Source organism: Streptomyces sp. NPDC058579 (assembly GCF_042718575.1).
In the GTDB taxonomy this organism is placed as follows: Bacteria; Actinomycetota; Actinomycetes; order Streptomycetales; family Streptomycetaceae; genus Streptomyces.
Map to the genome: position 1 here is coordinate 183,246 of NZ_JBHXPI010000002.1, position 26,982 is coordinate 210,227.

The following is a 26,982-nucleotide window of genomic DNA, read 5'->3' on the forward strand; positions in this document are numbered from 1 at the left end:
GGGCCCGGGTGCTGGGGAAGCACCCGGGCCCTTCGTCGTACACGTACACCTGCCGCCTACGGCACCTGCGCGGCCTCCGCCTGGCGGGCCTCGCGGCTCTCGCGGCGGTTGTCACGGAAGGTGTTCACCCGCCGGGCCGTCGCGAAGAGGGGGATCACGGCGCCCAGCACCACCTGCAGCGCGCAGCCGGTCTGGAGCAGCAGCTGCCCGCCCGGGGCGTCGAACGCCCAGGCCGCCAGCATGCCCATCGCGCCCACGATCCAGCTGAGCATCGCCACCGCGAGGATGCCCCGCGGCTTCGGGTACTCGACCCGGCTCACCATCAGCCAGGCGACCCCGATGATCGCGAGCAGCGTCGGGACGAACGGCAGCTCGAGGAGCACGATCGAGACGACCGTCAGCGCGCCGAAGGGGCTCGGCATGCCCTGGAACATGCCGTCCTTCATCGTCACGCACGAGAATCTCGCGAGCCTCAGCACCACCGCGAGCAGTACCGCGACCGCGGCCACCGCCGAGACCTTCTGCTGCGCGCCGTCCGGGACCGCGACCATGCCGTACACGAGGACGAAGTAGGCCGGGGCCAGACCGAAGCTGATGAGGTCCGACAGGTTGTCGAGCTCGGCGCCCATCGGCGACGAGCGCAGCTTGCGCGCCACGATGCCGTCGAAGAGGTCGAAGATCGCCGCGGCCAGCATGAGGATCACGGCGGTGGCGGCGCTGTTGCGCGCCATGCCGGTCTCCGTGCTGCCCGTGAGGTGAGGGATCAGGATTCCGGTGGTGGTGAAGTACACCGCCATGAATCCACACGTGGCGTTACCGAGCGTGAGGGCGTCCGCTATGGACAGCCTCAACGACAGCGGCATCTCCTCCGACTCCTCGGCGTCTTCCGCGTCGGAGTCGGCCCAGTCGGCGGCCCGGGTGTCGGGATCAATCACGGTCAATGCGAGTCACCCCCGCGGTCGTGGTCTGACCGACCTCGACGGCGACGTCGACACCTTCCGGAAGGTAGATGTCAACGCGCGACCCGAAGCGGATCAGACCGATGCGCTCGCCCTGCTCGACCTTCGTCCCCTGGGGGATGTACGGCACGATGCGCCGCGCGACGGCACCGGCGATCTGCACCATCTCGATGTCACCGAGCTCGGTGTCGAAGTGCCAGACAACGCGCTCGTTGTTCTCGCTCTCCTTGTTGAACGCCGGGACGAACCCACCGGGGACGTGCTCCACGGACGTCACCGTGCCGGCCAGCGGCGCGCGGTTGACGTGGACGTTCAGCGGGCTCATGAAGATGGCGACCCGGGTGCGTCCGTCCTTCCACGGCATGATGCTCTGCACCACACCGTCGGCGGGGGAGATGACCCGGCCCTGCGCGATCTCGCGCTCGGGGTCGCGGAAGAACCACAGCATGCCCGCCGCGAGCGCGGTGGTGGGCACGGCGATGGCCGCGGCACGCCGAGACTTGCGCGCACGCACGAGGCTCAGGGCCGCGGTGGCGACGGTCGGCAGAAGCCACGGCGATGCTCCGCGTGCGATGCGTACGCCGGAGAGGCTGTCGCGAGGTGCAGAGGTTTGGCTGTGGGGCATGGATGACCTTCGTAGCGGATGATGCCGCACTGGCAACGGGGACGGCGGCTTTCAAACGATGCTATCGGTTGCGGGCCGCAACTGGGTAAGCCAGAAGCCGAGTCGGCGGCCGGAAGACGAACACAGGGTGTGATCTTCTTCGCGGCCGAACCGACTCAAAGGCGACAATCAACCCTGGAACCGGTACTCCTCGAGCAGCCGACGACCGATGATCATTTTCTGGATCTCGGCGGTACCTTCACCGATGAGCAGCATCGGCGCCTCACGGTAGAGGCGCTCGATCTCGTACTCCTTCGAGAACCCGTACCCACCGTGGATACGGAAGGCGTCCTCGACGACTTCCTTGCAGTATTCGGAGGCGAGGTACTTCGCCATCCCGGCTTCGAGGTCGTTTCGTTCCCCGGAGTCCTTTTTGCGTGCTGCGTTCACCATCATCGCATGAGCGGCCTCGACCTTGGTAGCCATCTCGGCGAGCTTGAACTGAATCGCCTGGTGCTGGGCGATCGGCTTGCCGAAAGTGTGACGTTGCTGGGCATACGAGACGCCCAGCTCGAAGGCACGCTGGGCGACGCCGCAGCCACGCGCCGCGACATTCACGCGGCCGACCTCCACGCCGTCCATCATTTGGTAAAACCCTCGGCCGGTGGCCCCGCCGAGGACCCGATTGGCCGGAATGCGCAGTCCGTCCATGATGAGTTCGGTGGTGTCGACGCCCTTGTAACCCATCTTGTCGATCTTCCCCGGGATGGTGAGGCCGGGGCGGACCTCTCCGAAGCCGGACTCCTTCTCGACGAGGAAGGTCGTCATCGACTTGTGGGGCGCCGTCCCCTCGGGGTGTCCTTCGTCACTTCGGACGAGAACGGCGACCAACGTTGACGTTCCGCCGTTCGTCAGCCACATCTTCTGGCCGTTGAGGACGTACTCGTCGCCGTCCTTGACCGCCTTCGACGTGATGGCCGACACATCCGAGCCGAGGCCCGGCTCCGACATCGAGAACGCGCCACGCGTCTCGCCGGCCGCCATGCGCGGAAGGAAGTAGTCCTTCTGCTCCTGGGTGCCGTGCTGCTTGAGCATGTACGCGACGATGAAGTGCGTGTTGATGATGCCGGAGACCGACATCCAGCCACGGGCGATCTCCTCCACGCACAGCGCGTAGGTGAGCAGCGACTCGCCCAGGCCCCCGTACTCCTCGGGGATCATCAGACCGAAGAGGCCGAGCTCCTTGAGCCCGTCCACGATCTGCTGCGGGTACTCGTCGCGGTGCTCCAGCTCGGTCGCGACCGGGATGATCTCCTTGTCGACGAACTCCCGGACGGTCTTGAGGATCTCCTGCTGGACGTCCGTGAGCCCGGCGGTCTGGGCGAGTCGGGCCATGGCTACTTCTCCGTCTTCTTGGAGGGCTCGATCAGCGTGGGGCGGCCGGGCTGCTCGCCGCCGCGCTCCTTGATGTACGTCTCGGTGGGCACCATCACCTTGCGGCGGAAGACGCACACGAGGGTGCCGTCCTGCTTGTAGCCCTTGGTCTCCACGTACACGATCCCGCGGTCGTTCTTCGACTTCGACGGGGTCTTGTCGAGGACCGTGGTCTCGCCGTAGATGGTGTCTCCGTGGAAGGTCGGCGCCACGTGGCGCAGCGACTCGATCTCCAGGTTGGCGATCGCCTTGCCCGAGACGTCCGGCACGGACATGCCGAGCAGCAGCGAGTAGATGTAGTTGCCGACGACGACGTTCTTGCCGAAGTCCGTCGTGTTCTCGGCGTAGTTCACATCCATGTGCAGCGGATGGTGGTTCATCGTCAGCAGACAGAAGAGGTGGTCGTCGTACTCGGTGACCGTCTTCCCGGGCCAGTGCTTGTAGACGGCGCCGATCTCGAACTCTTCGTAGGTGCGGCCGAACTGCATGGGACTCAGGCCTCCGGGATCTCGAACTTGCTGGTGCGCTGCATGCCAGCGGCGCGGCCCTTGCCGGAGATGACCAGGGCCATCTTGCGGGAGGCCTCGTCGATCATCTCGTCGCCGAGCATGGCCGAGCCCTTCTTCCCGCCGGCCTCGGAGGTGTAGTAGTCGTACGCGTCCAGGATCAGCTCGGCGTGGTCGTAGTCCTCCTGCGAGGGCGAGAAGATCTCGTTCGCGGCGGCGACCTGGTCCGGGTGCAGCACCCACTTGCCGTCGAAGCCGAGGGCGGCGGCGCGCCGGGCGACCGCCTTGTAGCCCTCCTGGTTGCGGATCTGGAGGTACGGGCCGTCGATCGCCTGGAGGTTGTTGGCGCGGGCGGCCATCAGGATGCTCATCAGGATGTGGTGGTAGGCGTCCGCCGGGTAGCCGGGCGGCTGCTCGCCGACGACCAGGGACTTCATGTTGATGGAGGCCATGAAGTCGGCCGGGCCGAAGATGATCGTCTCCACGCGCGGCGAGGCCTGCGCGATGGCGTTGACGTTGTTCAGGCCCTGGGCGTTCTCGATCTGCGCCTCGATGCCGATCTTGCCGACCTCGAAGCCCATCGTCTTCTCGATCTGCGTGAGGAGCAGGTCGAGCGCCACGATCTGCTGGGCGTCCTGGACCTTCGGCAGCATGATGCAGTCGAGGTTCTGGCCGGCGCCCTCGACGACGGTCACGACGTCCCGGTACGTCCAGTGGGTCGTCCAGTCGTTGACCCGCACGACGCGCGTCTTGCCGGTCCAGTCGCCCTCGTTGAGGAACTTGACGATGGTGTGCCGGGCCTCGGGCTTGGCGAGCGGCGCGCAGGCGTCCTCCAGGTCCAGGAAGACCTGGTCGGCGGCGAGCCCCTGGGCCTTCTCCAGGAAGCGCGGGTTGGAGCCGGGGACGGCCAGGCAGGAGCGGCGCGGCCGGAGCCGGTTCACAGTCGTCATGCGGGGACCTCCAGAGGGTCGAGCTTGTTCGCTTTCCGGATCTCGTCGACGATACGGCCGATGATCTCGGTGATGCCGAAGTCCTTCGGGGTGAAGACGGCGGCGACACCCGCCCGCTTCAGTGCTACGCCGTCGGCGTTCGGGATGATCCCGCCGACGATGACCGGGACGTCGTGCGCGCCCGCCTCACGGAGGCGGTCCAGGACGTCGGGGACCAGCTCGGCGTGCGAGCCGGAGAGGATCGAGAGACCGACGCAGTGCACGTCCTCGGCGAGGGCCGCGTTCACGATCTGCTCGGGCGTCAGCCGGATCCCCTGGTAGACCACCTCGAAACCGGCGTCACGCGCGCGTACGGCGATCTGCTCGGCCCCGTTGGAGTGCCCGTCGAGCCCCGGCTTGCCGACCAGGAGCCGCAGCCGCCCGGAGCCGAGATCCGCGGCCGTCTTCGCCACCTTCTCCCGTACGAGAGCCATCGGCGTGCCCGCCTCGGCCGTGACCGCCACCGGGGCGGAGGAGACGCCCGTGGGGGCGCGGTACTCGCCGAACACCTCGCGCAGGGCCCCGGCCCACTCGCCCGTGGTGACCCCGGCGCGGGCGCACTCGAGGGTGGCCTCCATGAGGTTCGCGGTGCCCTGGGCGGCCGCCTTCAGCCGCTCCAGCGCCTTGCAGGGGCGCGGGTGGTTGAAGGGCGGCTGGTAGCGGGTGTCGCGCCAGTGCTTGAGGGAGGCGACGACCTTGGCCTCGTTCGCCGGGTCGACCGACATGATCGCCGTGTCGAGGTCCGCGGTGAGCGGGTTCTCCTCGGTCGACTGGAAGATGTTGACGCCGATGATCTTCTCGTCGCCCGCCTCGATCCGAGCCCGCCGCTCGGCGTGCGAGGAGACCAGCTGCGACTTCAGGTAGCCGGACTCGACGGCGGCCATCGCGCCGCCCATCGCCTGGATCCGGTCGATCTCCGCCAGGCACTCCTCGACGAGCGATTCGACCTTGGCCTCGATGACGTGCGAGCCGGCGAAGATGTCCTCGTACTCCAGCAGGTCGGACTCGTGGGCGAGCACCTGCTGGATACGGAGCGACCACTGCTGGTCCCAGGGGCGGGGGAGCCCGAGGGCCTCGTTCCAGGCGGGCAGCTGGACGGCACGCGCGCGTGCGTCCTTGGAGAGGGTGACGGCCAGCATCTCCAGGACGATCCGCTGGACGTTGTTCTCCGGCTGCGCCTCGGTCAGACCGAGCGAGTTGACCTGGACGCCGTAGCGGAACCGGCGCTGCTTCTCGTTCTCGATGCCGTACCGCTCACGCGTGACCTTGTCCCAGATGCGGCCGAAGGCGCGCATCTTGCACATCTCCTCGATGAAGCGGACGCCCGCGTTCACGAAGAACGAGATGCGGGCGACCACTTCGCCGAAGCGTTCGGCCGGGACCTGGCCGGAGTCCCGGACCGCGTCGAGCACCGCGATCGCGGTGGACATCGCGTACGAGATCTCCTGGACCGGAGTGGCCCCCGCCTCCTGCAGGTGGTAGCTGCAGATGTTGATCGGGTTCCACTTCGGCATGTGGTTCACCGTGTAGGTGATCATGTCCGTCGTGAGGCGGAGGGAGGGGCCGGGCGGGAAGACGTGCGTCCCGCGCGACAGGTACTCCTTCACGATGTCGTTCTGGGTGGTGCCCTGGAGCCTGGTGACGTCCGCGCCCTGCTCCTCGGCGACCACCTGGTAGAGCGCCAGGAGCCACATCGCCGTGGCGTTGATGGTCATCGAGGTGTTCATCTGTTCCAGGGGGATGTCCTGGAACAGCCGGCGCATGTCACCGAGGTGCGAGACCGGGACCCCGACCCGGCCGACCTCGCCGCGGGCGAGGATGTGGTCGGGGTCGTAGCCGGTCTGCGTGGGCAGGTCGAACGCGACCGAGAGGCCGGTCTGACCCTTGGCGAGGTTGCGGCGGTACAGCTCGTTGGACGCCTCGGCGGTCGAGTGGCCGGCGTAGGTCCGCATGAGCCACGGCCGGTCCTTCTGACGCTCTGTCATGGACGTGTCCCGCTTTCTCAGATGTTGCGGAAGCGGTTGATGGCGTCGATGTGCTTCGCGCGCATCTCCGGGTCGCGGACGCCGAGGCCCTCCTGGGGGGCGAGCGCGAGGACGCCGACCTTGCCCTGGTGGAGGTTGCGGTGGACGTCGTAGGCGGCTTGGCCGGTCTCCTCCAGGGAGTAGACCTTGGAGAGCGTCGGGTGGATCTTGCCCTTCGCGATCAGCCGGTTGGCCTCCCAGGCCTCGCGGTAGTTGGCGAAGTGGGAGCCGATGATGCGCTTCAGCGACATCCACAGGTAGCGGTTGTCGTACTCGTGCATGTAGCCCGAGGTCGAGGCGCAGGTGGTGATGGTGCCGCCCTTGCGCGTGACGTAGACGCTCGCGCCGAAGGTCTCGCGGCCGGGGTGCTCGAAGACGATGTCGATGTCCTCGCCGCCGGTCAGCTCGCGGATGCGCTTGCCGAAGCGCTTCCACTCCTTCGGGTCCTGGGTGTGCTCGTCCTTCCAGAACTTGTAGCCCTCGGCGTTGCGGTCGATGACCGCGTTCGCGCCCATCGCCCGGCAGATGTCGGCCTTCTCCGGGGAGGAGACGACACAGATCGGGTTGGCGCCGCCGGCCAGCGCGAACTGGGTGGCGTACGAGCCGAGTCCGCCGCTCGCGCCCCAGATCAGGACGTTGTCGCCCTGCTTCATGCCGGCGCCGTTGCGGGAGACCAGCTGGCGGTACGCGGTGGAGTTGACCAGGCCGGGGGAGGCGGCCTCCTCCCAGCTCAGGTGGCCCGGCTTCGGCATCAGCTGGTTGGACTTGACGAGCGCGATCTCGGCGAGGCCGCCGAAGTTGGTCTCGAAGCCCCAGATGCGCTGCTCGGGGTCGAGCATCGTGTCGTTGTGGCCGTCCGAGGACTCCAGCTCGACCGAGAGGCAGTGCGCGACGACCTCGTCGCCCGGCTTCCACGAGTTCACGCCGGGGCCGGTGCGCAGCACGACGCCCGCGAGGTCGGAGCCGATGATGTGGTACGGCAGGTCGTGGCGCTTGCTGAGCTCGCTGAGCCGGCCGTAGCGCTCCAGGAAGCCGAAGGTCGACACCGGCTCGAAGATCGAGGTCCAGACCGAGTTGTAGTTCACGGAGCTGGCCATGACGGCGACCAGGGCCTCGCCCGGGCCGAGCTCGGGGATCGGCACGTCGTCCAGGTGGAGCGACTTGCGCGGGTCCTTGTCGCGGCTCTCGAGGCCGGCGAAGATCTCCGTCTCGTCCTTGTGGACGGTCACGGCGCGGTACGACTCGGGGAGCTTGATGCTGGCGAAGTCCGAGGACGTGGAGTCCGGGGACTGGATCGCGTCCAGGATGTCCTTCACGGGGTGCCTCCGGCGGAGCGGTGAACGTCAGGGGATTTACTGCGATGGAGGTGTGCCGTCGGTTCGGCGGGTGGTGCGGTGGGTCGCGCCTGGTGGGCGCTGACGTTGCCTGTGACGCAGGCGTCCGGGCGCACAATCACGATCGCTTGTGGGGACAGCCGGCGCACGAGGAGATCTCTGCGCGCCGACCGCCCGGACAACATCAACGTATGGCACCGCGTGTCACCTGACAAGGCACTGCGTGCCAACAATTTCACTCATATGCAATCTGCTGGTCACACATGAGCGATGATCGATCGAAGGTGGGTGCAAAAGAGGCGAAGCCCGCCCCCGGTGCCGGGGGCGCCCTACGCCTTAGGTGCTGCTGTCTTCAGCCCTTCAGGGCCTCCTGGATCGTCCGCATGACCTCGTCCAGGGGTGCGCCCGTGCGGGCCACGGCGATCACCACGTCGCCCTCGCTCGTCGCCGCGGTGGAGACGGCGGCCGTCTGCGGGCCGGCCTGCCCGGCCTGCGTGGCCGACGCCGGCCGGGCGCCTATGCCGGAGCCGAAGGTCTCCCGGACGATCGCGAAGGCGTGGTCCAGCTGCGTCTCCACGTCGCCCTGGCCGCCCGCCCGCAGCCAGCGGCGCAGGACGTGGTTGTGGGCCGTGACGACCGCGGAGGCGGCCACCTCGGCGAGCAGTGGGTCGTCGTTGCCGTCGTGGTGGTCCCGCTCGTCGAAGTGGCCCAGCAGATAGCGGGTGAACAGCCGCTCGTAGCGGGCCACCGAGGCGATCTCGCGCTCCCGCAGGGTGGGTACCTCGCGGGTGAGCCGGTACCGCTCCACGGAGACCGCAGGGGACCCCGCGTACATCTTCATGACTTCCTTGATGCCCCGGCAGACCGTGTCCAGCGGGTGCTCGTGCGGCGGCGCGGCGTTCAGCACCGCCTCCGCCCGCACCAGGGTGTCGTCGTGGTCCGGGAAGATCGCCTCCTCCTTGGACCGGAAGTGGCGGAAGAACGTCCGGCGCGCGACCCCGGCCGCCGCCGCGATCTCGTCGACCGTCGTGGCCTCGTACCCCTTGGTCGCGAAGAGCTCCATCGCCGCGGCCGCCAGCTCACGGCGCATCTTCAGGCGCTGTGCGGCCGCACGGGTGCCCGCCGCGCTCTCCGTGTCGGCGGTGGACAGGGACGTGGCACGGGGTGACTTCGCGGCCTTGGACATGTCCTGAACGTACTGCATCAGTGCGGGAGTGTGCCCAGGTGGGGGAGGGTCGCCAGGGCCTGTGCCCGGGGTGCCGGAGGCGCTCCCGGGGCTCAGCAACCCTCCCCAGCCCGCGGAGGGCTCAGCGACGGGCATATTCGCGGAAGCCGCGCCCCGTCTTGCGGCCCAGGCAGCCGGCCGCCACCAGGTGCTCCAGAAGCGGCGCGGGGGCCAGACCCGGGTCACGGAACTCGCGGTGCAGCACCTGCTCGATCGCGAGCGAGACGTCCAGGCCGACGACGTCGAGGAGCTCGAACGGCCCCATCGGGTAGCCGCCGCCCAGCTTCATCGCCGCGTCGATGTCGTCCAGGGTCGCGTAGTGCTCCTGGACCATCTTGATCGCGTTGTTCAGGTACGGGAAGAGCAGCGCGTTCACGATGAAGCCGGCCCGGTCGCCGCAGTCCACCGGGTGCTTGCGGATCTTCGCCGTCACCTCGCGGACCGTGGCGTGGACGTCGTCGCCGGTCAGGACCGTACGGACGATCTCCACCAGCTTCATCGCGGGCGCCGGGTTGAAGAAGTGCATCCCGATCACGTCCTGCGGGCGCGAGGTCGCGCGGGCGCAGGCGACGACCGGCAGGGACGAGGTCGTGGTGGCGAGCACCGCGCCGGGCTTGCAGATCTTGTCGAGCCGCGCGAAGAGTTCCTGCTTGACCGCGAGGTCCTCGGCGACCGCCTCCACGGCGAGGTCGACCTCGGCGAAGGCGTCGACGGAACCGGCCGCGGTGATCCGGGCCAGCGTCTCGTCGCGGGCCTCGCCGGTCATCCGGCCCTTGTCGACCGAACGGGCGAGGGACTTCGCGATCCGGGCCTTGGCGGTGTCGGCCTTCTCCTGCGAGCGGGCGGCGAGCACGACCTCGTACCCGGCCTTGGCGAAGACCTCGGCGATCCCGGAGGCCATGGTGCCCGAGCCGGCCACGCCGACCGAGCGGACCTCGCGGCCCTGGGCCGTGATGGCGCTCTCCAGCGGGGTCAGCGCGTCGCGGACCGTGGTGGCCGAGCCGGCCGCGTCGTACGTGTAGAAACCGCGCCCCGACTTGCGGCCCGTGAGGCCCGCCTCGCTGAGCTGCTTGAGGATCGGGGCGGGCGCGTGCAGCCGGTCGCGCGACTCGCTGTACATCGCCTCCAGGACCGTACGGGCGGTGTCGACGCCGATCAGGTCGAGCAGCTCGAGCGGGCCCATGGGCAGGCCGCAGCCGAGCTTCATGGCGGCGTCGATGTCCTCACGGGAGGCGTACTTCGCCTCGTACATCGCGGCGGCCTGGTTGAGGTAGCCGAAGAGCAGCCCGTCCGCGACGAAGCCGGGGCGGTCGCCGACCGCGACGGGCTCCTTGCCGAGGTCGTGCGCCAGGGTGGTGACGGCCTCGACGGCCTGCGGCGCGGTGAGGACGCAGGAGACGACCTCGACCAGCTTCATGGCCTGGACGGGGGTGAAGAAGTGCAGCCCGAGCACGCGCTCCGGGTGCGCCGAGTCGGCCGCGAGCCGGGTCACGGAGAGGGCGTTGGTGCCGGTGGCGATGATCGCGTCGGGCCTGATGATGGTGTCCAGGGCCCGGAAGACCTCCTGCTTGGCCTCGTACGACTCGGGCACGACCTCGATCACCAGGTCGGCGTCGGCCGCCGCCTGCAGGTCGGAGTAGGTACGGAAGCGGGCGAGGACGTCCCGCCGCTCCTCCTCGGTGATCCGCTCACGGGCCACCGCGCGGGCGGTGGACGCCTCCAGGGCGGCGACCGCCTGGCCGGCGGCGGCTTCGCTGATGTCGATGCCGATGACCTCGCGGCCGGCCCGGGCGAGGACATCGGCGATGCCCTTGCCCATGGTGCCGAGACCGACGACGGCGATGGTGGAGAGAGGGGTGTCCATCAGGGGACTCCAGGAGGTGAAGAGTGACGACTGAAGGCGGCGATCGCAGGAGCGAAAGGCGAATCGCGAGGCGAAATCGGATCGCGGAGGCGAAACGGATCGCGTAGGGGCGAAACACGGTTCAGGTACGAGCGAGCGGGCGAATCGCGGACGTGGCGAACGGATCGCGTGCGGGCGAAACAGGTCGCGTACGGGCGAAACATGTCGCGTTGCGGGCGCGTGAGGAAACACGCGGGAAAAGGGGCGACGGACTCTGTCCCGAGTCACGCCTGAAACTGCCGAACCGACACACTCGATCTCACGACGGCTGCGTCACCAGGCCGTTGTGAGGGGTGCGGGGGTGACCCGCTCACCTGAGATTAACCGGCGGGTAACGAGCGCGCCAGTCCCGGGGAGTTCGGAAAATGTGATCTGGATCGCGGATACGCTGGCGGCCATGGAAATCGCCCAGGACCCCGAATTCTGCTCGATGATCGATCGATTGCGGGACGAGATCCACGAGGGCGGTGAAGCCGATCGAAAAGCATTCGAGGAACTCGTCGCCTCCGACGATCACGAGGAGTTCGCGCGCGTCCTGACCGCGCCCGGCCAACCGCTCTGGGCCCGCGAGCTCGCCGCCTTCCGGCTCGGCCTCGCCGGTGACCCGCGCGCCTTCGAGGCCCTGGTCCTGCTCCTCAACCACCGCGAACCCGAACGGTGCGTCTCCGCCGCGTACGCCCTCGCCCGGCTCGGCGACCCCCGTACGGCACGGGCCGCCGCCGCCCTCGCGACCAACGAACTCCGCGTCGCCTACGCCCTCTTCCCGGTCCGGCTCCTCACCGACCTGCGCGCCCCCGAATCCGTACCGACCCTGGTCGCCGTCCTCGAACGGCGCCTGGCGAGCGACGATCCGCACTGGCGCGTGGGCCTCGCCTGCGTCGAGGGTCTCGGCGCGCTCGCCGACAGGCGGTCATGGGCGGCGCTCTTAGCGCCCCTCCCCCACCCCCGCCTCGGCGGGGGGCCATGGCCGGCACTCGCCCGGCTCGTGGACTAGATCCCGCTGTCCTCCGGTATCAGCGCGAAGGCCTCGATCTCGATCAGCAGCTCCGGGTGGACGAGCGCGGCGACCTGGACCGCCGAGCTCGCCGGGAGCGGCGCGGCGCCGAACGCCTCGTCCCGCGCGGCCCGGACGGCGGGCAGGTGGGCGACGTCCGTGACGAAGTACGTCAGCTTCACGACGTCCTCGAACCCCGCGCCCGCCGAGGCCAGGCAACGGCGCAGGTTCGCGAAGACCTGACGGGCCTGCGCCGCCGGGTCGTCCGCCCCGACGACAGCGCCCGAGGCGTCGAAGGAGCACTGGCCGGATATCGCGACGAACCGGCCGGTGCCCCATACGACATGGCTGTACTGGGGGCTGGCGGCGACACCGTCAGGGGCGGACACGTGGGTCAGGTGCGAACTCATGACCGACATCCTCGCGCACGCCACTGACAGTCCGGGCCGGGCCCCGACGAGGGGGCCCGGCCCGGTGGTGGTGCGGCGGTTCTGCGAGGGAGTGCCTCAGCGCTCGTGCCCGAGGAGCGCGTGCAGGGCCTCCCCGCCGGTGGCGGCCGGCGCGACGGCGGCGCGCTTCTCCGCGGGCTTCCCGGCGGGCTCCTTCGCGGGCTTCTTCGGCATCGGCTTCGCCTCGGGCTCCGGGAGAGCCGAGCAGACCGCGTCGGCCTCCGCCTGTCCGTCGCCGCGCGGTACGACCCCCGTGGCGAGGTACGACGCCAGGTGCTCGTCCATGCAGTCGTTGCCGGCCAGCGTCACCCCGTGGTTCCCGCCGCCCTCCTCGACCACCAGGCTGGAGCCCTGAACCATCCGGCGCAGCGCCACACCGCCCTCGTAGGGGGTGGCCGCGTCGTCCGTCGCCTGGAGGATCAGGACCGGCGGCACCTCGTCGTTCGAGACGTCCGGCGGCGTCAGCGAATCCACCGGCCAGGACGCGCACGGAGCGTTGTACCAGGCGTTGTTCCAGGTGGAGAACGGCGCCTTGGCGTGCACGTCCCAGTTGTCGGTGCGCCAGGTGCTCCAGTCGCGCGGCCACTTCGCGTCCCGGCACTGCACGCTCGTGTAGATCGAGTAGCTGTTGTCGGCGGCCGCGTCCATCGCCCCGTAGTTCTCGTACGCCCGGGTCAGCGGGACCGCGTCCTTGTCGTTGACGTACGCCGAGAACGCCTCGGCCAGCTTCGGCCAGTAGCCGTTGTAGTACCCGCCGGGCAGATACGTGTCCTCCAGCTCGCCCGGCCCCACCTTGCCGCCCGCCGGAGTGGTCCGCAGCGCGTCCCGCATGCCGTACCAGGCGGCTTCGACCGCCGCCGGGTCCGTGCCCAGGCCGTACGTGGCGTCCTGGCGGGCCACCCAGGCCATGAAGTCCTTGTGGCGGGTGTCGAAGGCGTAGTCCTGCGCGATGTTGTCCTCGTACCAGACGCCCTGCGGATTGACGACCGAGTCGAGCGCCATGCGGCGCACCCGATCCGGGTAGAGCCGCGCGTACACGGCGCCGAGGTAGGTGCCGTAGGAGTAGCCCAGGTAGCTGAGCTTCGGCGCGCCGAGCGCCGCGCGGATCGCGTCCACGTCCCGCGCCGTGCTGACCGTGTCGATGTACGGCAGGACGTCGGCGTACTTGTCCCCGCAGGCCTTCGCGAAGGCCTGCGCCCGTTCGAGGCCGAGCTGCTCGCCCTCCGCCCCGCTCGGCACCGAGTCGGGCCGCACCGGGTCGAAGTGGCCGGGCCGGCAGTTCAGGGCGGGCTCGCTCCTGCCGACCCCGCGCGGGTCGAAGCCGATGACGTCGTACTCCGCCGCCACCTTCGCGGGCAGCGAGGCGGCCACGAACCCGGCCATGGTGCGGCCGCTGCCGCCCGGCCCGCCCGGGTTGACGACCAGCGGGCCCTGGAAGGTCGTGGAGGTGTGCGGGATCCGGGTGAGCGCGAGCGTGATGCTCCGGCCCGCCGGGTCGTCGTGGTTCAGCGGCACCTTGAGCGTGGCGCACTGGAGCTTCGGATACCCCGCCGTGCCACAGCCGCTCCAGACGAGCGGCGCGATCGGGCGGGGGGACGGCTCGGGCCGGGGAGCGGCGGACGCGGGCAGGACGGTGGCCGTCCCGGCGACCAGCGCCCCAGCCGCGATCAGCATTCCTGCGCGTGTGGTCATAGGGCGTCCGTGCCCCGAAGGGAAGGGAAAAGGACCTGTTCCGCCGAGAGTTGACCCGAACAGACGATCCGTCAGCTCATCGGACAGCGGAATCGGCAGGGGCAGGGGCAGGGGCTCAGATCAGGCTCAGCTGCTCCGCCGCCCCCGCGAGCGGCGCGGGCTCCTCCGGTACGGGTATCCGGCGCGGCGCCCCCCGGCCGGCGGGCCCGATCCCGAACTCGGTGGCCAGCTCGTGCACCTGACGGGTGATCCGGCGCTGGTACCAGGTCGGGGCGTAGGCCCCGTCCGCGTACATCCGCTCGTACCGTCCCACCAGCCGCGGATGGTGCTGCCGCAGCCAGGTGAAGAACCACTCGCGCGCCCCCGGCCGCAGATGCAGGACGAGCGGGGTCACGGAGGTCGCGCCGGCCTCGGCGATGGCGCGCACGGTCTCCCGCAGCTGCTCGGGCCGGTCGCCCAGGAAGGGGATCACCGGGGCCATCAGCACCCCGCAGCCGATGCCGTGCTCGCCGAGCGTCCGTACGACGTCCAGGCGCCGCTGCGGGGACGGCGTGCCGGGCTCGACCGTGCGCCAGAGCTCCTGGTCGGTGAAGCCGACGGAGACGGAGATGCCGACCTCGGTCACCTCGGACGCCTGCACGAGCAGATCGAGGTCGCGCAGGATCAGGGTGCCCTTGGTGAGGATGGAGAAGGGGTTCGCGTGGTCCCGCAGGGCCTCGATGATCCCCGGCATCAGCCGGTAGCGGCCCTCGGCCCGCTGGTAGCAGTCCACGTTCGTGCCCATCGCGATGTGCGCGCCCTGCCAGCGGCGGGAGGAGAGCTGGCGGCGCACGAGCTCCGGCGCGTTGATCTTCACCACGATCTGGGAGTCGAAGCCGAGACCGGTGTCGAGGTCCAGATAGCTGTGGGTCTTGCGGGCGAAGCAGTAGACGCACGCGTGCGTGCAGCCGCGGTACGGGTTGACCGTCCACTCGAACGGCATGCGGGAGGCGCCCGGCACCCGGTTCACGATGGAGCGGGCCCGCACCTCGTGGAAGGTGATCCCGCGGAACTCGGGGGTGTCGAAGGTCCTGGTCGTGACCGCGTCCGTGCCGAACAGCGCGGTCTCGGCCGCGACGGCGTTGTCGCCCAGATTGTCCCAGCGCATGGACGCCTCCTCGGTAGCAGTGTCCTCAGCCGTTCCCAGAATAGAACACCTGTTCCCTTGATCGTCGCAAGCCGGGAGGGGAGACCCGGCGGAGATGCCAGGGGGAGCCCGGATTTGGGAGGCCCGGGCGCAGGTGGTTGGGTGGGCGCCACACCCCTGAAGAACCAAGTGCTGGAGGAAGTGCCATGGCGCAGGTCGAGGCCACGACGGAGCGGATCATCGCGGCGGACCCGGAGGCGGTGTTCGACACCCTCGCCGACTACGCCGGCAAGCGCGCGAAGCTGCTGCCGGAGCACTTCAGCGAGTACGAGGTGCGCGAGGGCGGCGACGGCGAGGGCACGCTCGTCCACTGGAAGCTCCAGGCCACCAGCAAGCGCATCCGCGACTGCCTCCTGGAGGTCGGCGAGCCGACCGACGGGCAGCTCGTGGAGAAGGACCGCAACTCCTCCATGGTCACCACCTGGACCGTCACCCCCGCCGGCGAGGGGAAGTCGAAGGTCGTCGTCTCCACCGTGTGGAACGGCGCCGGCGGCATCGGCGGCTTCTTCGAGAAGACCTTCGCGCCCAAGGGACTTGGCCGGATCTACGACGCCATCCTCGCCAACCTCGCCACCGAGGTGGAGAAGTAACGCCCACGCGCTCACCGATTCGAGTGGTTTTCCCGCGACCCCCGCAAGAGCGCCCCGCGCACTCGGGGGTCGCGCGGCTCCCCGTAAACACGCTGATGAGCGCCCCAAGTGCGCCCTGTGACAGGCCCGTTCGCGATCATGGGCGGCGCTGAGCTTCCGTACCGTCCGACTTGCTCCCGCTTCGCGCCCAATGCGAAGAATGGCGCGGCGCTGATGTCGTGACGAGGGGAGCAGCACGTGGGTGCGATGACGCTGGTGAAGGGCGAGGTGCCGGGCGTCGCGGACGATCCGCCGTCCGGCTCGGCTCCACCGCTCCCGTCCGAGGACGGCGCCCTCGATCCCCGCCGCGTCCGGCTCGTCTTCTTCGGCCTGATGCTCGCGCTGCTGCTCGCCGCGCTCGAGCAGATGATCGTCGCCACCGCCCTGCCGAAGATCGTCGGCGAACTCCAGGGCCTGGACCGGATGTCCTGGGCGATCACCGCCTATCTGCTGACCGCCACCATCGGTCTGCCGATCTACGGCAAGCTCGGCGACCTCTTCGGCCGCAAGGGTGTCTTCCTCTTCGCCATCGTGGTCTTCGTCATCGGCTCGGCGCTGGCCGGCTGGTCACGGTCCATGGACGAACTCATCGCCTTCCGGGCCGTGCAGGGCGTCGGCGCGGGCGGGCTCATGATCGGCGTCCAGGCGATCATCGCGGACATCGTCCCGGCCCGGGAACGCGGCCGCTACATGGGCCTCATCGGCGCCGCCTTCGGCCTCGCCTCCGTCGCGGGACCGCTGCTCGGCGGCTTCTTCACCGACCACGTCTCCTGGCGCTGGTGCTTCTACTTCAACGTGCCGTTCGGCCTCGTCACCCTCGCCGTCGTCGCCGTCGTGCTCAAACTCCCCAAGCCGAAGACCCGGGGCAGGCTCGACGTCCTCGGCGCGATCCTGCTCGCCGCCGCCTCCACCTGCCTGGTCCTGCTGACCAGTTGGGGCGGGACCGAGTACGCCTGGGGCTCCAGGGTCATCATCGGTCTCGCCGCGGGCGCGGCCGGAACGGCCCTGCTCTTCCTCGTCGTCGAGCACTTCGCCCCCGAACCCCTCATCCCGCTGCGGCTGTTCCGCGACTCGGTCTTCACGGTCACCAGCCTCGTCGGAGCGGTCGTCGGCATCGCGCTCTTCGGCGCCGCGAGTTATCTGCCGACCTTCCTGCAGATGGTCGAGGGCGCCACCGCCACCGAGTCCGGCCTCCTCATGCTGCCGCTCATGGGCGGGATCGTCCTCGCCTCGATCGTCTCCGGGCAGCTCATCACCCGCACCGGCCACTACAAGATCTACCCGGTGGCCGGCGGGGCGATCTCCGTCGTCGGCATGTGGCTGCTCTCCCGGATGGAGACCGACACCCCGCGCCTCCACCACAGCCTCTGGCAGGCCGTCCTCGGCATCGGCATCGGCCTGGTCATGCCGGTCCTGATCCTGGCCGTCCAGAACTCCGTCCGCCCCGCCGACCTCGGCACCGCCACCAGCGCCCACAACTACTTCCGGCAGATCGGCGGCAGCGTCGGCGCCGCGATCTTCGGCACCCTCTTCGCCTCCCGCCTCGACGACGCCCTCGCCGACTCCCTGCCCCGTACGGCGAGCTCCTCGCTCCCCGCCGCCGAATCGATCACCCCGCAGGCGGTGCACGCCCTGCCACCCGCGCTGCGCGACGCCTACATCCAGGCGTACGCGGACGCGATGCCGCGCATCTTCCTCTACCTCGTGCCGGTCCTCGTGCTCGGCCTCGTCCTCGCCTTCTTCCTCAAGGAGAAACCGCTGGTGTCCCATCACACCCCCACCACCGAGGCCCCCACCGCCGTGCCCCGCGCCCGCGCGGCCGCCGCCCCCGCCGCCGCGTACACCGCGGGGCTCCCCGTCTGCGGCACGGTCCAGCACCACGACGGCAGCCGCGTCCCGCGCGCCGCCCTCACCCTCATCGACGTCCAGGGGCGGCAGATCGGCCGAGGCGGCAGCGGCGAGGACGGCCGGTACGCGCTGAGCGTCCCGGGCCCCGGCGCGTACGTCCTGATCGCGGCGGCCGGCGGCCATCAGCCGCAGGCCGTCTCCGTCACAGTCGGCGAGCGGCCGGTCGAGCTCGACGTGGTCCTCGGCGGCGCGGGCCGGCTGGCGGGCTGTGTCGTGACCGCTGACGGAACTCCCGTACGGGACGCGGCCGTCACCCTCACCGATGTACGCGGCGAGGTCGTCGCCTCCACGCGCAGCGGACGCGAGGGCGGCTACGTCATCACGGAGCTGGTGGCGGGGGAGTACACGCTCGCCGCCAGCGCCCCGGCCTTCCGGCCCGCCGCGCTGCCGGTGAGCGTGCAGGCCTCCCGCGAGACCCGCCAGGACATCGAGCTGGCGGGCGGGGCCGTGCTGCGCGGGACGGTACGGGCCGGGGGCGGCCGGCCCGTCGAGGACGCGCGGGTGACGCTCCTCGACGCGGCCGGGAACGTCGTCGACACCCTCACGACCGGCCCCGACGGCACGTTCCGCTTCGTGGACCTGTCCTCGGGCGAGTACAGGGTGATCGCGGCCGGCTATCCGCCGGTCGCCACCGTGCTCCAGGTCGCGGGCGGCGGACGCACCGAACGCGACCTGCAGCTCGGCCACGAGGACTGACCGGGGAGCCGCCCGGGCCGACCTGGTTCAGGAGGTGGCGGTCGCCTTGCGCAGCGTGTCGATGCAGCTGCCGATCGCCGCCTGAAGGGCTTCGAGGCGCTGGAGCATGTCGTCCTCCATGACGTCCTCCTCCAGGACCTCGTCGAGGGTCAGCTCCTCGAAGACCTTCGTGGCCTTCTGCAGGTTGTTGTAGAACTTCGTACGGCGCTCCTGGACGCGCAGCGCGGGATCCGCCTCCACGGCCTCCGCGACCATGACCTTCACCGCGTCGTACGCCTCGCCGGCCCACTCGCCCGCCTCTTCGGCGTCGTCGAGCTCGTCGATGAGCGAGAGGTGCCGCTCGGCCTCCGCGCGCAGCGCGGCGGGCGCCTCGACGGTCTGCCCGGCGGGCGTCTTGATCTGGCCGTTCTCCACGATCTGCCGTACGTAGCCGATCCGGTCGGCGGCCTTGGCCTCGTTCGCGACGGCCTTCTTCAGGTCGCCGGTCCTGGCGATGGCGCGGGCCATCTCGGTCTGCAGCGCCGGGTCCTCCTTCATCCGGTCGAGCAGTGCGCCGCGCGCGGCCTCCGCCGTGCCGGGGTCGGCGAGGATCGCGGCCCGCAGGGCGGTCGGGTTCTCGGCGACCTCGAGGGCCTTCGTCGGCCGGATGCCCTCGGCCTCGGCGGCGGCGGTGATCGCGTGGCCGCGCACGGAGGAGGCGCTGGAGCGGGAGGAGTAGTACGAGAGCCAGACGTCGGCCTCGGGCAGCTCGATGTCCTCGCCCGGGGTCAGCGCCTCGAACTGCGGGACGACGCCGTCGTCGGCGGCCATGTCCCAGGCCTTGTAGAACCGCATGACCCGCTCGGGGGAGCACTCGGCCAGCTCGGCGAAGGCCTTCGCCGAGACCTTCCCGGACTCTCCGGCGGCCTGCCCGCCGGGGCGCACGCTCCGCGCCACCTTGAGCGCGAACGCCCAGCCGCCGGTCCGGGCGTAGACCCCGAACTCCCGGGCGTCCCGCACCACGACGTCGGGCACGTCCTGGACGACGAAGTCGGCCGTCTCGGGGGCGGTGGCTTCCGAGGGGGCGATCACGGTGGTCACCGAGAGGTCTCCTGACGTAGGGGGTAGGGGGCGCGGGGCGAAAATCCGCAGCGGCCAGCCTATACGTACGGGTTGACGGGATATCGCCCGAATTCCGATCAAGGCGGACATGGTGCCGGCCCGGTGGGGCGCGATCCATATTGGACCGTCCAGTCCAATACTTGCTACGGTGCTCGCATGGCACGCCCGAAGACGTTCGACGAGGCGCGTGCCCTGGACGCCGCGATGCTCCAGTTCTGGCAGAAGGGCTACGAAGCCACCTCCACCCAGGACCTGTGTGACGCGACCGGCCTGGGGCGCAGCAGCATCTACAACACCTTCGTCAGCAAGCACGCCCTGTTCCTGCGGGCGCTGACGCGCTACACCGAGCTGACGACGAACACGCAACTCGCCCTCCTGGAGGACGAGTCGCTCCCGCCCGCCGACCGGCTGAAGGGCGTCATGGCGTCGGTCGTCGAGATGGAGGAGACCCACCGCAGGGCGGGGATCGGCATCGGCTGCCTCGGCGTCAACACCACCGTCGAACTCTCCGGGCGGGACGCCCAGGTCGCCGCGCTCCTCGGGCGGGACCAGGACCGTCGGCTCGCGGCGCTCACGGCGGCCATCGCCGCAGGTCAGGGCGATGGCGTGTTCTCACGGGCCCGCCGGCCCGACGAGTTCGCGCGGTTCTTCACCGCCGCCGTCGCCGGAATGCGCGTCTCCGCGCAGCACGGCGCCGACCGCGCCGTCATCGAGTCCATCGCCGCCGTCACGCTGGACGCCATGACCGCCTGACGCCTTCCGCCTCGTCCGGCGCCCGCTCGTCCGACGTCTGTTCGTCCGGCGCCCGCTCGTCATGCCCGAGGGCCGGGCCACGCCGGGGCTCCGCCCCGCTCGCCCGCGCCCTCATTTCGTACTGATCGGTCCAAAACTGGCCCTGTCACCCCTCCCGAGCAACGAAGGACGTGAACCCACGTGCCACGCGCCGTGTACGTACTGGCCATCGGCATCTTCGCCATGGTCACCAGCGAGTTCGTCGTCGCGGGCCTCATGCCGCAGATGGCGGCCGGGCTCGACGCGACCGTCCCGCAGATCGGTTACCTCATCACCACCTTCGCCGTCGCCATGGCCGTCGGCGGCCCCTTCCTCACCGTCGCCGTGCTCAAGCTGCGCCCAAAGCCCGCGCTCCTCGTGCTCTTCGGCGTCTTCCTGGCGGGCAATCTGCTGGCCGCGACGGCCACTTCGTACGGCGCGATGGTCACCGCGCGCGTCATCACCGGCGTCGCCTGCCAAGCCTTCTTCGGCGTCGCCATCTCCGTCTGCTCCGCGCTGACGCGGGAGGAGGTCCGCGGCCGGGCCATCGGTGTGGCGATGAACGGACTGATGCTCGGCACCCTGCTCGGGCTGCCCCTGGCGACCTTCATCGGCGGGCACCTGGGCTGGCGCGCCGCATTCTGGGCCATCGCCGTGCTGGCCGTGCTCGCCGCAGCGGCGGTGGCGGTGGGGGTGCCCCACCTGGAACTGCCGGGGAACGGTGGCGGTTCCTTCCGTGCCGAGGTCCAGGTCTTCCGCCGGCCCCCGCTGTGGTCGGCGCTTGTCACCAGCACGCTCATCATCGGCGCGACCTTCGCCGCCTTCAGCTACTTCAACCCGATCCTCACCGAGGTCAGCGGCTTCGAGGAGGGGACCGTCCCCCTCCTGCTCGTCCTCTACGGCGCCGCCACGGTCATAGGGAACACCGTCGTGGGCCGGCTCGCGGACCGCCGCACCATCGCCGTGCAGGTCGTCGGCCTCGCCCTCAACGTCCTGTTCCTGAGCGGCTTCGCCCTCCTCGCCGACGTCGGCCCGGCCGCCGTGGGCCTCATGATCGGCATCGGCCTGGTGGGCGTCACCATGAACCCGGCCATGGTCACCCGCGTCCAGCGCGCCGGAAACGCCGGGCCGCTGGTGAACACCGTCCACTCCTCCTTCATCACCCTCGGCGTCATCATCGGCTCGTCCGTCGGCGGTCTCCTCGTCGACACTCGCGGGCTCCGTGCGCCGCTCTGGCTCGGCGCCGCGCTCGCCGTCCTCGGCCTGCTGTCCCTGCTGCCCGAACGCGCGCGTCGCCGCGGTGGCGACCGTGCGCTCATGGAGGTCTAGACCCTTAAACCTTCCCGGGGTCCTGGCCTGGCCCTTCCTCGCGGCGTAACGTGACGCCGCAGGAGGCTCGTCGTCACCGAACGTGAGGGGCAGAGGTTCGTGAAGATCCTTATCAGCGCCGACATGGAGGGCGCCACCGGCGTCACCTGGCCTGCCGATGTACTGCCCGGGACACCGGAGTGGGAGCGGTGCCGGCCTATGTTCACCTCCGACGTGAACGCGGCGGTCCTCGGCTTCTTCGACGGCGGCGCCGACCAGGTGCTGATCAACGAGGCGCACTGGTCCATGCGCAACCTGCTGCTCGAACAGCTCGACGAGCGGGCCGAGATGATCACCGGGCGGCACAAGACCCTGTCCATTGTCGAGGGGGTGCAGCACGGCGACGTCGACGGCGTCGCCTTCATCGGCTACCACACCGGCGCGGGCACCGAGGGCGTCCTCGCCCACACCTACCTGCCCAACTCCCTCACGGGCGTCTGGCTGAACGGCGTCCGGGCGAGCGAGGGGCTGCTCAACGCCCATGTGGTGGCGGAGTACGGCGTGCCCGTCGTCCTCGTCACGGGGGACGACCTGGCCTGCGAGGACGCCCTCGGCTACGCGCCCGAGTCGCGCAAGGTCGCCGTCAAGGACTACGTCTCGCGGTACGCGGCGGTGTGCCGGACCCCGAAGCGCACGGCGAGCGAGATCCGGGCCGCCGCGAAGGACGCCGCCGCCCTCGCCGTACGGCACGAACCGGTGGAGGCCGGGCCGTTCACGGTCGAGCTGGAGTTCGACGCCGAGCACCTGGCCGGCGCCGCGACCGTCGTCCCGGGGGTGGATCGGAGCGGCGAGCGCCGTGTCGCGTACACCAGCGAGAGGATGTACGAGGGCATTCGTACGTTCAAGGCGGTCACCACGATCGTCTCCGCAGCGGTGGAGGAGCAGTATGGCTGAGCCCTTCCGGAGCCTGGACGGCACGGCGCTCGACGAGGTGGTGACCTTCACCTCCGAGCTGATCCGGATCGACACCACCAACCGGGGCGGTGGGGACTGCCGCGAACGGCCCGCCGCCGAGTACGTCGCCGAGCGCCTCGCCGCCGCAGGGCTTGAGCCGACCCTGCTCGAACGGACCCCGGGCCGGACGAACGTGGTGGCCCGGATCGAGGGCACCGACCCGTCCGCCGACGCCCTCCTCGTCCACGGCCACCTGGACGTCGTCCCGGCCGAGCCCGCCGACTGGGCCGTCCACCCCTTCTCCGGCGAGGTCCGCGACGGAGTGGTGTGGGGGCGCGGCGCCGTCGACATGAAGAACATGGACGCGATGGTCCTGGCCGTAGTCCGCTCCTGGGCGCGCCAGGGCGTCCGGCCGCGACGCGACATCGTCCTCGCCTACACCGCCGACGAGGAGGACAGCGCCGAGGACGGCTCGGGCTTCCTCGCCGACCGGCACGCCGGCCTCTTCGAGGGCTGCACCGAAGGCATCAGCGAGTCCGGCGCGTTCAGCGTCCATCCGCAGCCCGGCCTCACGCTCTACCCGATCGCGGCGGGCGAGCGCGGCACGGCCTGGGTCAAGCTCACCGCGCGCGGCCGCGCGGGCCACGGCTCCAAGGTCAACACCGCCAACGCGGTCACCCGCCTCGCCGAGACCGTCGCCCGGATCGGCGCCCACACCTGGCCCGTCCGCCTCACCCCGACCGTACGGGCCGCGCTCACCGAACTCGCCGCGCTGTACGGCATCGAGATCGACGCGACCGCCGAGGGCTTGGACGTCGACGCGCTCCTGGAGAAGCTCGGACCGGCCGCCGCGCTCGTCGCACCGACCGTGCGCAACAGCACCAACCCGACGATCCTGGATGCCGGTTACAAGGTCAACGTCATCCCCGGGCACGCCGTCGCGTACGTCGACGGCCGCACGGTGCCCGGCGGTGAGGAGGAGTTCGCCGCGACGATGGACCTGCTCACCGGGCCCGACGTGGAGTGGGAGTTCCACCACCGCGAGGTCCCGCTGGAGGCCCCGATCGACTCGCCCACCTTCGCCAAACTGCGGGCCGCCGTGGAGCACTTCGACCCGTCCGGGCACGTCGTGCCGTTCGCCATGTCCGGTGGCACCGACGCCAAGCAGTTCTCCCGGCTCGGCATCACCGGCTACGGTTTCTCTCCGTTGAGACTGCCCCCGGAGCTGAACTACGGCGCGCTCTTCCACGGCGTGGACGAGCGCGTGCCGGTCGACGCCCTGCACTTCGGGGTCCGGGTCCTCGACCACTACCTGAAGTCGGCGTAGGTTGCGTCGAGTTCGAGTTCGAGTTCGCGTTCCACCGCCCGAGTCCGTGTAAAGGAAATCGTGATGGTACCCACGGGCGCCTACGGCACCTGGCCCTCCCCGATCGACGCCGCGCTGGCCGCCCGCCACGACGGGCGGCCCGAGTACGTCGGCGTCGTCGGCGACGAGGTGTGGTGGACCGCGCCCCGCCCCACCGAGGGCGGCCGACGGGCGCTCGTACGCCGACGCGCCGACGGCACAGAGGAGTCGGTGCTCCCGGCCCCCTGGAACGTCCGCAGCCGGGTGATCGAGTACGGCGGACTGCCCTGGGCGGGCCTGGCGCGCGAGGACGACGGCCCGCTCGTCGTCTTCGTCCACTTCGACGACCAGCGGCTGTACGCGTACGAGCCCGACGCCCCCGCCGGTGCCGGGCCCCGGCCGCTCAGCCCCGTCTCCTCCGTCGGCGGCGGACTGCGCTGGGCCGACCCGGTGTTGCACCCCGAGCGCGGCGAAGTCTGGTGCGTCCTGGAGGAGTTCACCGGCCCCGCCCCCACCGATGTGCGCCGCGTCCTCGTCGCCGTACCCCTCGACGGATCGGCCGCCGAGGACCGGGGTGCGATCCTTGAACTCTCCGACGGGCGGCACCGGTTCGTCACCGGCCCCCGGCTCTCCCCGGACGGCCGGCAGGCCGCCTGGATCGGCTGGGACCACCCGCGCATGCCCTGGGACGGCACGGAGGTCCTCCTCGCCGACGTCACCCCCGACGGCGCCTTCGGCCCGGCGCGGACCGTGGCCGGCGGACCCGAGGAGTCCGTCCCGCAGGTCGGCTGGTCCGCCGGTGGACAGCTCCTGTACGTCAGCGACCGCAGCGGCTGGTGGAACCTCTACCGCACGGCAGCGGAGGACGGCGGCGAACCGGTCGCCCTGTGTCCGCGCCCCGAGGAGTTCGGCGGACCGCTCTGGAAGATCGGCCTCACCTGGTTCCAGCCCCTGGAGAACGGCCTCGTCGCCGTCATCCACGGCAAGGGCGCCACCGCCCTCGGGATACTCGACCCCGAGAGCGGCGAACTCGTCGACGCCGCGGGACCGTGGACCGAGTGGGCCGCCACCCTCGCCGTGCACGGCGACCGGGTCGTCGGCGTCGCCGCGAGCCCGCGCAGCGGGTACGAGGTCGTGGAGCTGGACACCCGCGCGGGCCGGGCCCGCGTCCTCGGCTCCGCCCACGAGGACCCGGTCGACCCCTCGTACTACCCCGAGCCCCAGATCCGTACCTTCACCGGGCCCGACAACCGCGAGATCCACGCCCACGTCTACCCGCCCCACAGCCCCGACCGGACCCCCTCGGGGCACGAGCTGCCGCCCTATGTCGTGTGGGCGCACGGCGGACCGACCGGGCACGCCCCGCTCGTCCTCGACCTGGAGATCGCCTACTTCACCTCCCGGGGCATCGGCGTCGCCGAGGTCAACTACGGCGGCTCCACCGGCTACGGACGCGAGTACCGCGAACGGCTGCGCGAGCAGTGGGGCGTGGTCGACGTCGAGGACTGCGCCGCCGTCGCAGAGGCGCTCGCCGCCGAGGGCACCGCCGACCCGGCCCGGCTCGCAGTCCGGGGCGGCAGCGCGGGCGGCTGGACCACGGCCGCCTCCCTCGTCACCTCCGATGTCTACGCCTGCGGCACGATCATCTACCCCATCCTCGACCTCCTCGGCTGGGCCACCGACGAGACCCACGACTTCGAGTCGCGGTACCTGGAGTCGCTCGTCGGGCCACTCGCCGAGGTGCCGGCCCGCTACCAGGAACGCTCGCCGCTCGACCACGTCGAGCGGATCTCCGCCCCCTTCCTGCTGCTCCAGGGCCTCGACGACGTCATCTGCCCGCCCGCACAGGCCGAGCGGTTCCTCGCGCGGATGGCGGGACGGGGCGTCCCGCACGCGTACATCGCCTTCGAGGGCGAGGGGCACGGCTTCCGCCGGGCCGAGACGATGATCCGCGCCCTGGAGGCCGAACTCTCCCTGTACGCACAGACCTTCGGCGTCGTGCGCTCGGACATCCCGCCGCTGGAGCTGAGGAAGTGACCGTGACCCCGCTGACCCGACCCGCGCGGCTGCGCCCCGGCGCCCGCGTCGCCGTCGTCGCCCCCAGCGGGCCGATCCCGGAGGACCGGCTAGCGGCGGGCCTCGACATCCTGCGCGGCTGGGACCTGGAACCCGTCGTCGCACCCCATGTCCTCGACGTCCACGGCGAGTTGGGCTATCTCGCCGGAGGCGACGAGGACCGGGCCCGGGACCTCCAGGAGGCCTGGTGCGACCCCGGCGTGTTCGCCGTGCTCTGCGCCCGGGGCGGCTACGGATCCCAGCGGATGGTGGACCTGATCGACTGGCCGGCGATCCGGGCCGCCGGGCCCAAGGTGTTCGTCGGCTACAGCGACGTCACCGCCCTGCACGAGGCGTTCGCCGTCCGCACCGGACTCGCGACCCTGCACGGCCCGATGGTCGCGGCGGCCACCTTCCTCAAGGACCCGCGCACCCAGGAGTCCCTGCGCACCACGCTGTTCGAGCCCGAGTCGGTACGGACCCTCGGCCTCGACACCGCCCGCCCGCTGGCCCCCGGCCGGGCGCACGGCGTCACCCTCGGCGGCTGCGTGAGCCTCCTCGCCGCCGACCTGGGCACCCCGCACGCCCGTCCCTCGGCCCGCGGCGGCCTGCTGCTCCTGGAGGACGTGGGGGAGGAGCCGTACCGGCTCGACCGCATCCTCACCCAACTCCTGCGCTCCGGCTGGCTGGACGGCGTCGCGGGCATCGCCCTGGGCTCCTGGGCGGAGTGCGGCCCCTACGAGGACGTCCGCGCGGTCCTCGCCGACCGGCTTGTCGGACTCGGCGTCCCGGTGGTGGAGGAGCTGGGCTTCGGGCACAGCGAGACGGCGCTCACCTTCCCGCTGGGCGTCCCCGGAGTCCTGGACGCGGAGGCGGCGACGCTGACCCTGGACGTACCGGCGCTCGCCTGAGGCGC

At 70.7% G+C, this 26,982-nt stretch carries 22 protein-coding genes; 9 read left to right on the forward strand and 13 right to left on the reverse strand.

The window, feature by feature from the left end; translation table 11 throughout:
- Positions 1 to 56: 56 nt before the first annotated feature.
- From pssA to ACFWRO_RS03750, 9 genes are all read right to left on the reverse strand, one after another.
- Positions 57 to 935 (reverse strand): CDP-diacylglycerol--serine O-phosphatidyltransferase, encoded by an 879-nt coding sequence (gene pssA / locus ACFWRO_RS03710; protein WP_384504483.1) that lies wholly within the window; start codon positions 933 to 935, stop codon positions 57 to 59.
- The gene (locus ACFWRO_RS03715) at positions 928 to 1,584 is read right to left on the reverse strand and encodes a phosphatidylserine decarboxylase (protein WP_361962999.1); all 657 of its coding nucleotides are present in this window, start codon (positions 1,582 to 1,584) and stop codon (positions 928 to 930) included. Before ACFWRO_RS03715 ends, pssA begins: the two co-directional genes overlap by 8 nt.
- Before the next feature lie 168 nt (positions 1,585 to 1,752).
- On the reverse strand, positions 1,753 to 2,958 hold the full coding sequence (locus ACFWRO_RS03720; protein WP_384503964.1) for an acyl-CoA dehydrogenase family protein: 1,206 nt from the start codon (positions 2,956 to 2,958) through the stop codon (positions 1,753 to 1,755).
- A gap of 2 nt (positions 2,959 to 2,960) precedes the next feature.
- Positions 2,961 to 3,485 carry a MaoC family dehydratase gene (locus ACFWRO_RS03725; protein WP_384503966.1) on the reverse strand — a complete coding sequence of 175 codons (525 nt, stop codon included), beginning with the start codon at positions 3,483 to 3,485 and terminating at the stop codon, positions 2,961 to 2,963.
- A gap of 5 nt (positions 3,486 to 3,490) precedes the next feature.
- Positions 3,491 to 4,453 (reverse strand): HpcH/HpaI aldolase/citrate lyase family protein, encoded by a 963-nt coding sequence (locus ACFWRO_RS03730; RefSeq protein WP_384503967.1) that lies wholly within the window; start codon positions 4,451 to 4,453, stop codon positions 3,491 to 3,493.
- Positions 4,450 to 6,477: a protein meaA gene (locus ACFWRO_RS03735; protein ID WP_384503968.1), complete on the reverse strand. Its 2,028-nt coding sequence runs from the start codon at positions 6,475 to 6,477 to the stop codon at positions 4,450 to 4,452. Before ACFWRO_RS03735 ends, ACFWRO_RS03730 begins: the two co-directional genes overlap by 4 nt.
- Positions 6,478 to 6,494: 17 nt before the next feature.
- Positions 6,495 to 7,832 carry a crotonyl-CoA carboxylase/reductase gene (ccrA, locus tag ACFWRO_RS03740; RefSeq protein WP_384503970.1) on the reverse strand — a complete coding sequence of 446 codons (1,338 nt, stop codon included), beginning with the start codon at positions 7,830 to 7,832 and terminating at the stop codon, positions 6,495 to 6,497.
- Positions 7,833 to 8,202: 370 nt separating this feature from the next.
- The gene (locus ACFWRO_RS03745) at positions 8,203 to 9,036 is read right to left on the reverse strand and encodes a TetR family transcriptional regulator (protein WP_384503972.1); all 834 of its coding nucleotides are present in this window, start codon (positions 9,034 to 9,036) and stop codon (positions 8,203 to 8,205) included.
- 121 nt (positions 9,037 to 9,157) lie between these two features.
- Positions 9,158 to 10,939 (reverse strand): 3-hydroxyacyl-CoA dehydrogenase family protein, encoded by a 1,782-nt coding sequence (locus ACFWRO_RS03750; protein WP_384503973.1) that lies wholly within the window; start codon positions 10,937 to 10,939, stop codon positions 9,158 to 9,160.
- A gap of 436 nt (positions 10,940 to 11,375) precedes the next feature.
- On the opposite strand from ACFWRO_RS03750, the gene ACFWRO_RS03755 reads away from it, so the two are divergent.
- Entirely contained in the window at positions 11,376 to 11,972 is a 597-nt protein-coding gene (locus ACFWRO_RS03755) for a HEAT repeat domain-containing protein (RefSeq protein ID WP_384503975.1), read from the forward strand.
- On the opposite strand, the gene ACFWRO_RS03760 is transcribed toward ACFWRO_RS03755, so the two are convergent.
- The 3 genes from ACFWRO_RS03760 to ACFWRO_RS03770 form a co-directional block, all read right to left on the reverse strand.
- A complete protein-coding gene (locus tag ACFWRO_RS03760) occupies positions 11,969 to 12,382 on the reverse strand; it encodes a RidA family protein (RefSeq protein ID WP_384503977.1) in 414 nt (137 codons plus the stop codon). The two genes, ACFWRO_RS03755 and ACFWRO_RS03760, sit on opposite strands and share 4 nt — an antisense overlap.
- A gap of 96 nt (positions 12,383 to 12,478) precedes the next feature.
- A complete protein-coding gene (locus ACFWRO_RS03765) occupies positions 12,479 to 14,113 on the reverse strand; it encodes an alpha/beta hydrolase (protein WP_384503979.1) in 1,635 nt (544 codons plus the stop codon).
- Positions 14,114 to 14,228: 115 nt separating this feature from the next.
- Positions 14,229 to 15,260 carry an Rv2578c family radical SAM protein gene (locus ACFWRO_RS03770; protein WP_384503980.1) on the reverse strand — a complete coding sequence of 344 codons (1,032 nt, stop codon included), beginning with the start codon at positions 15,258 to 15,260 and terminating at the stop codon, positions 14,229 to 14,231.
- Positions 15,261 to 15,445: 185 nt separating this feature from the next.
- Here ACFWRO_RS03770 and ACFWRO_RS03775 point away from each other — a divergent pair, with 185 nt between their 5' ends.
- Positions 15,446 to 15,889: an SRPBCC family protein gene (locus tag ACFWRO_RS03775; protein WP_384503982.1), complete on the forward strand. Its 444-nt coding sequence runs from the start codon at positions 15,446 to 15,448 to the stop codon at positions 15,887 to 15,889.
- A gap of 237 nt (positions 15,890 to 16,126) precedes the next feature.
- On the forward strand, positions 16,127 to 18,532 hold the full coding sequence (locus ACFWRO_RS03780; protein ID WP_384503984.1) for an MFS transporter: 2,406 nt from the start codon (positions 16,127 to 16,129) through the stop codon (positions 18,530 to 18,532).
- A 27-nt stretch (positions 18,533 to 18,559) separates the two neighbouring features.
- Here the strand turns inward: ACFWRO_RS03780 and ACFWRO_RS03785 are convergent, their stop codons facing one another.
- Complete coding sequence (locus ACFWRO_RS03785; RefSeq protein WP_384504484.1) at positions 18,560 to 19,603, reverse strand: hypothetical protein; 1,044 nt, start codon at positions 19,601 to 19,603, stop codon at positions 18,560 to 18,562.
- A gap of 186 nt (positions 19,604 to 19,789) precedes the next feature.
- Here ACFWRO_RS03785 and ACFWRO_RS03790 point away from each other — a divergent pair, with 186 nt between their 5' ends.
- The 6 genes from ACFWRO_RS03790 (at position 19,790) to ACFWRO_RS03815 (ending at position 26,977) form a co-directional block, all read left to right on the forward strand.
- Positions 19,790 to 20,386: a TetR/AcrR family transcriptional regulator gene (locus tag ACFWRO_RS03790; protein WP_384503985.1), complete on the forward strand. Its 597-nt coding sequence runs from the start codon at positions 19,790 to 19,792 to the stop codon at positions 20,384 to 20,386.
- 180 nt (positions 20,387 to 20,566) lie between these two features.
- Positions 20,567 to 21,733, forward strand: coding sequence for an MFS transporter (locus tag ACFWRO_RS03795; RefSeq protein ID WP_384503986.1), 1,167 nt, complete (start codon positions 20,567 to 20,569; stop codon positions 21,731 to 21,733).
- A gap of 99 nt (positions 21,734 to 21,832) precedes the next feature.
- The gene (locus ACFWRO_RS03800; RefSeq protein WP_384503991.1) at positions 21,833 to 22,666 is read left to right on the forward strand and encodes a M55 family metallopeptidase; all 834 of its coding nucleotides are present in this window, start codon (positions 21,833 to 21,835) and stop codon (positions 22,664 to 22,666) included.
- Positions 22,659 to 23,993, forward strand: a complete 1,335-nt coding sequence (locus ACFWRO_RS03805; protein ID WP_384503993.1) for a M20/M25/M40 family metallo-hydrolase — start codon at positions 22,659 to 22,661, stop codon at positions 23,991 to 23,993. The genes ACFWRO_RS03800 and ACFWRO_RS03805 overlap by 8 nt, the downstream gene beginning before the upstream one ends.
- Positions 23,994 to 24,056: 63 nt before the next feature.
- A complete protein-coding gene (locus ACFWRO_RS03810; RefSeq protein ID WP_384503995.1) occupies positions 24,057 to 26,048 on the forward strand; it encodes a prolyl oligopeptidase family serine peptidase in 1,992 nt (663 codons plus the stop codon).
- A complete protein-coding gene (locus tag ACFWRO_RS03815; protein ID WP_384503996.1) occupies positions 26,045 to 26,977 on the forward strand; it encodes an LD-carboxypeptidase in 933 nt (310 codons plus the stop codon). The genes ACFWRO_RS03810 and ACFWRO_RS03815 overlap by 4 nt, the downstream gene beginning before the upstream one ends.
- Positions 26,978 to 26,982 lie beyond the last annotated feature (5 nt).